Raw genomic sequence first — 4,378 nt, 5'->3', positions numbered from 1 at the left:
CCCGTGCTGTCATAGGCGATTGACGTTTGTTGCAACTGACTCGGCGAGACCTCTTCGGTATTTACGGACAGCCAGTCGACCGTCCGCGAGTCACGCACTTCGGTCAGGCGACCGTCAGTGCCGTAGGCAAGATCGGTAATCTCGTTTCCCGGGTCGACGATTCTTGCAAGCCTGTCACCCGAATAGAACAGCTGCGTGGTGTCCGGTTGTCCAATTGCGTGGTTCGGGTAGATAATCCGGCAGAGCATTCCCGCGGGCGCCGACCACGACGAATGCTGCGGGCAGGCCGTGCCCGACATGTCTGAATCCCCGAACCCCAGGCCCACTGACGCAGCAGTGTCACCAAAGTAAGCAAACCTGACTTCCCTGCCGTAGGTGAGCGGATTCGTTCCGGGGTTCACGGACAAGGGATCCGAGATCTTGTCCGCCTGGCCGGTTCCCGGCCGGAAGCTCACGATCGGGCTGGCCGGCTTGAGCGCATCGGCCGGGCTCGTCACGCTCGCGACTGTGCCCTGCGCGGTGAACGCGTACACGGTGCCGTCGTCGGTGGTGAGCACGACGTTTCCGGTGGCATCCAGCGACAGCACGTCGAATTCGCCGACCGGTGCGGTGTATCCACCGGTGCCCCTCTTCGTATACGTATGTACCGAACCGGTGGCATCCGTCAACACGACCGACGACTCGCTAACGCGGGCGGAGACGTAGAACCCGCCGCTGCCGGCGATGGGGGTGGATGCCGCCCAGCCGTTGGGCAGGGTCTGCACCCTAGTCGAGAACCAGTCCGGCGGCACGATCTTCTCAGTTCCGTTGGGCAGGCGCACCCACAGCTCGGCGGCAGCGGTGGAGGAATCCTCGTAGTACTCGGTCTGGAATGCGGTCGGCGACGGAGTCATCGCCCGGACGGTTCCCCATACCTTCGTGCCGCCGACATCCGACCACGAATCCAGCACGGAGGTGCCGGCGATGGAGGTGCGCAAACCGTCTGCGCTTTGGGTGCCGAACGTGTAATTGCCAGCCGTTGGGACGGTGATGAAACCGGTCCATCGCGCCAGGAAGTAGTCGCTCTTGATTGCCGGACCCGGGGATCCCAGGGCCCACTGAAACGAGACGGCCGGGTCGGTCCGCACCATCAGGGGCGTCTTGCCGGTGAAGTCGAACGCGGTTGTTGAGGCCTGGCCGGGCGTGAGGGCGTCGAAGTACGAGCCGGTGAGACCGCGCAGCAGATCGGGCGATTGCTGCGAGTTGTAGGCGAACGAGAGACCCATCGCGCCGCCGACGGAATTCACGGTAGGCGAGGTGAAGTTGAGTGACGCGTTGCCGTTGGCGAGGTTCACCGTGACGGGGCCGGATGTATCGAACGGCGACGGGCCGGACGTTCCAAGTCGCAGATTCACCTTCAGCTTGTTGTTCCATGGCGGGTCGATGTTGGCGTCGATCCCGTCGCTGGTCAGTGCGACGAATGCGTAGGTTCCGCCGTCTTGCAGGGTGCCGGCCGGAACCGTCCAAGTGGGCGTACTGAGCCATCCGGAACTGACCAGTACACCGGACTTGGCATCCGCACCGGATGCGACGCGGAACTGGTATCGCACCGGGTCGCCCTCGACATCCACCGCCGGAGCTGTCTGCATGGTGGGTGTGAGTGTCGTGATGGTTTGGCCATCCGTGGGCGTGGTCGCCGCTTGACTCGCGGCCGGAGCGGGCACGTTGGTGGTGAAGGAACGAATCGGCCCGCCGCGCACGGTCGACGTTCCCAGGTAACCGTCGTAACCGTCTTTGACGAAGCCCTGCCAGTAGTACTTGACCCCGGGTTGGAGCGCATTTTGCGGTACCTGCTGCTGCGCAGTCGTCGACCAGGGCGATGTGTAGATTATGCTCGCGGCGACGTTCGGAGTCGTGCCGACCTTGTACTGGTAGGCGAGCCCGGTCGCTGCGGGGTCGCTGCCGGTGACCTTGAACGAGGGCATCATCGTGGACTTCACTGCGCCATCCGCTGGGGACGGTGAGTCGACGGAGGTCACTGCGGGGAAATCTTTGGTGATTATGAAAAGATCCGCGTAGATGCTCTTGTAGGTGTAACCGCCGCCCTCCGTGCCGGTGATCAATACATGCCAGGAATACTGTCCCTGAGCAACGAGAGAGGCGAACCGAGCCACCAATTGCGGCGTATTAGGCCAGGTATCGCCCGTCGCGATGCTGTAACTGTTCAGATAGTCACCATTGCAGGCGAAGCCAAAGCAGTTGGCCGTGTAGACATTCCCAGCCGCCCACCCGGTGTAACCGTCGCCTGCGTATGCGATGTGCATAGAGGCGTTGGTCACCTGTTGGCCCGCAGTCCCCGGGTAGTCGTAACGAACCACCGAGCGCCACGGGGTCGCGCCAGCGCTCTGCGAGTCACCGACAAGGATGCTGTCATTGCGATAGGCGCCATCGGACTTGTATGCGTTGATGGATGCCGGGCCAGCCCCGATGGTCGGATCGACGGTCACCGGATAGACACGGGCTGGATCAGTGAGCCATCTGTTGTTGGCTGAGAGGGTGATCTTCCAGCCAGCACCGTCGCGGACCACCCGCGTGCCAACGTTGATCATCGGGGCCTCGGACTTGCCGGGCACTCCGGACGAATCCCACATCACGGGCGCCGGGATGTGGAATTTCACGATTCCGTAGCGATCGGTGAAGTTAATCACACCGAACTCGTCGATCGCGAGGGTGAGAGCATTAGCGTCGACGTGCCAAATCCAGGTGGAGTCCTTCAAGGATGGGGGCTTGCTGAGCACGAGTGCTTCCTTGACCCCCACGCGGTTCACCTGATATTTCACGTCGATATTCGGGAAGACTTCGTCGTACTGGAGTTTGTCGCCGAATGTCTGCTGCCGGGGGTGGGCATTACGGGAGACAGGGCTCGGGGCAGCGCCCTCAAGGGTGAATCGAATGTCATAGCCGTCACGTGAGATCGAGAATGCTCCGGCGGCATCCGCAGACTTCGCAAAAGTAGGATCGAGGGGGTGGGCGTCCGTAGTCCAGTTGGACACCGCATCCTGGGTTAGCGTGGTCTCCACCGGCACCCAGGTGCCCGCGTCGTTTTTTGCGTTGAGCGGCTCATTGCCGATCTTGGTCGTGCGAGTTCCATCCGGGTTGGCGTAGACGGTGGTGTACTCGCTCATCTTTGTGATCGCCGCTGTCGTCTCGTCAAACGCGGCTTGGGCAGAGACCTTCGGGGCGGGCAGGATTGCAGCGGGCGTTGGGCGCGTTCCGCCGATACGCTTCGAAACCGATCCCGACACAGGCGCTTCGATGTTCGTGAAGTCCCCGGCGGGCACCGTCGACGGCGGGATCACAATCGGTGGAGACGTCAGCGGCGGCACTGTGGCGGGTGCGGGCTGCGTCTCGGAGGCGGTGACCGGCGTCACTAGGGTCCCGATCAGGATGGCGCTCAGCGCGATCGACAGCGTTGCGCGAAACAAGGTCGAACGGTGCATAGCGGTACCCCAGAATGCTCGGGTGCAACCGGCGGATCGCCATGATCGCCGCCCCTGCTGCCGCAGCAGACAAGTGCGATCACCGTAGTGGCCACTTCCAGCGTACTGCCAGGGTACATACAACCGACAGACAGGTTATCCGACCCTCCATCAGGGGTGGTTTCGGATGACTTTGTAACCCGAAATCACGAGTGTGAGCTGAAACTGTGCCCCAATGAATCTGTCCGAGTTCCGACATGATCCACGGCTTCCGGGAGTCTAAGAATTGTCAGTCCCAAGGTAAGACGTGTCCGTTTAGGCGGTGTGATCTCACTTTCGATAAGGGTGGGCCGCGCGGACTGTTCGCAGTTACAATAATCTACGGTCGCTCAGGCGATCCGGCTGCCGCGGCTGAGCCTGGCGGCCGGGGTCCTGGTGCGCGCCCAGGCGCCGACGAGGGCCCCCGCGGCCAGCAGGATGTGGATGATGAGCCCGACGAACCAGCCCGGGGTGGTTGAGTCGATGACCTCGCGAGGCGTGGGCGGATCCACGAACGGCATGCCGGCGCACTCGTCGTACCGGATGTCCGTCTCCGGGGGGATCTGTGCCGCCCGTATCCCGTACTTGATCTGACCGAATAGGTCGGTCGGGTATCCCTCGACGCTATACGTCGTCGGCACCGCGTCGGCCAGCAGCACGTAAGGATTGGCCGCGAGCACACCCCAGAACAGGTCAAGTCGAGGAGTGGGATATGACTGGGTTTCCGGCGGTGAGCAGGTGGTGGCCTTGCCGGAACTGTCGAACTCGACACCGTAACTCGTGACGCTCGTTACCTCCGAACGCACCGCGATGCCGCCCAGGGCGAATGCGATGAGGGTGCCGATGCTCAGAGCTGCGACGGCGAGGTAGCTCAACACCAC

At 62.7% G+C, this 4,378-nt stretch carries 1 protein-coding gene and 1 pseudogene; both read right to left on the bottom strand.

What is annotated here, in order from left to right:
- Positions 1-3,479 (bottom strand): PA14 domain-containing protein (locus tag RMN95_RS15745; RefSeq protein ID WP_309617853.1); only part of this gene is annotated, 3,479 nt, incomplete at its 3' end.
- 368 nt (positions 3,480-3,847) lie between these two features.
- Positions 3,848-4,378: pseudogene (locus RMN95_RS15740) on the bottom strand (ABC transporter permease); the annotation flags it as partial.

This window comes from Salinibacterium sp. (assembly GCF_031364185.1).
Lineage (GTDB): Bacteria > Actinomycetota > Actinomycetes > Actinomycetales > Microbacteriaceae > Rhodoglobus.
The sequence above is the reverse complement of the archived record's forward strand: the minus strand, read 5'-3'. Positions and strand labels throughout refer to the sequence as shown.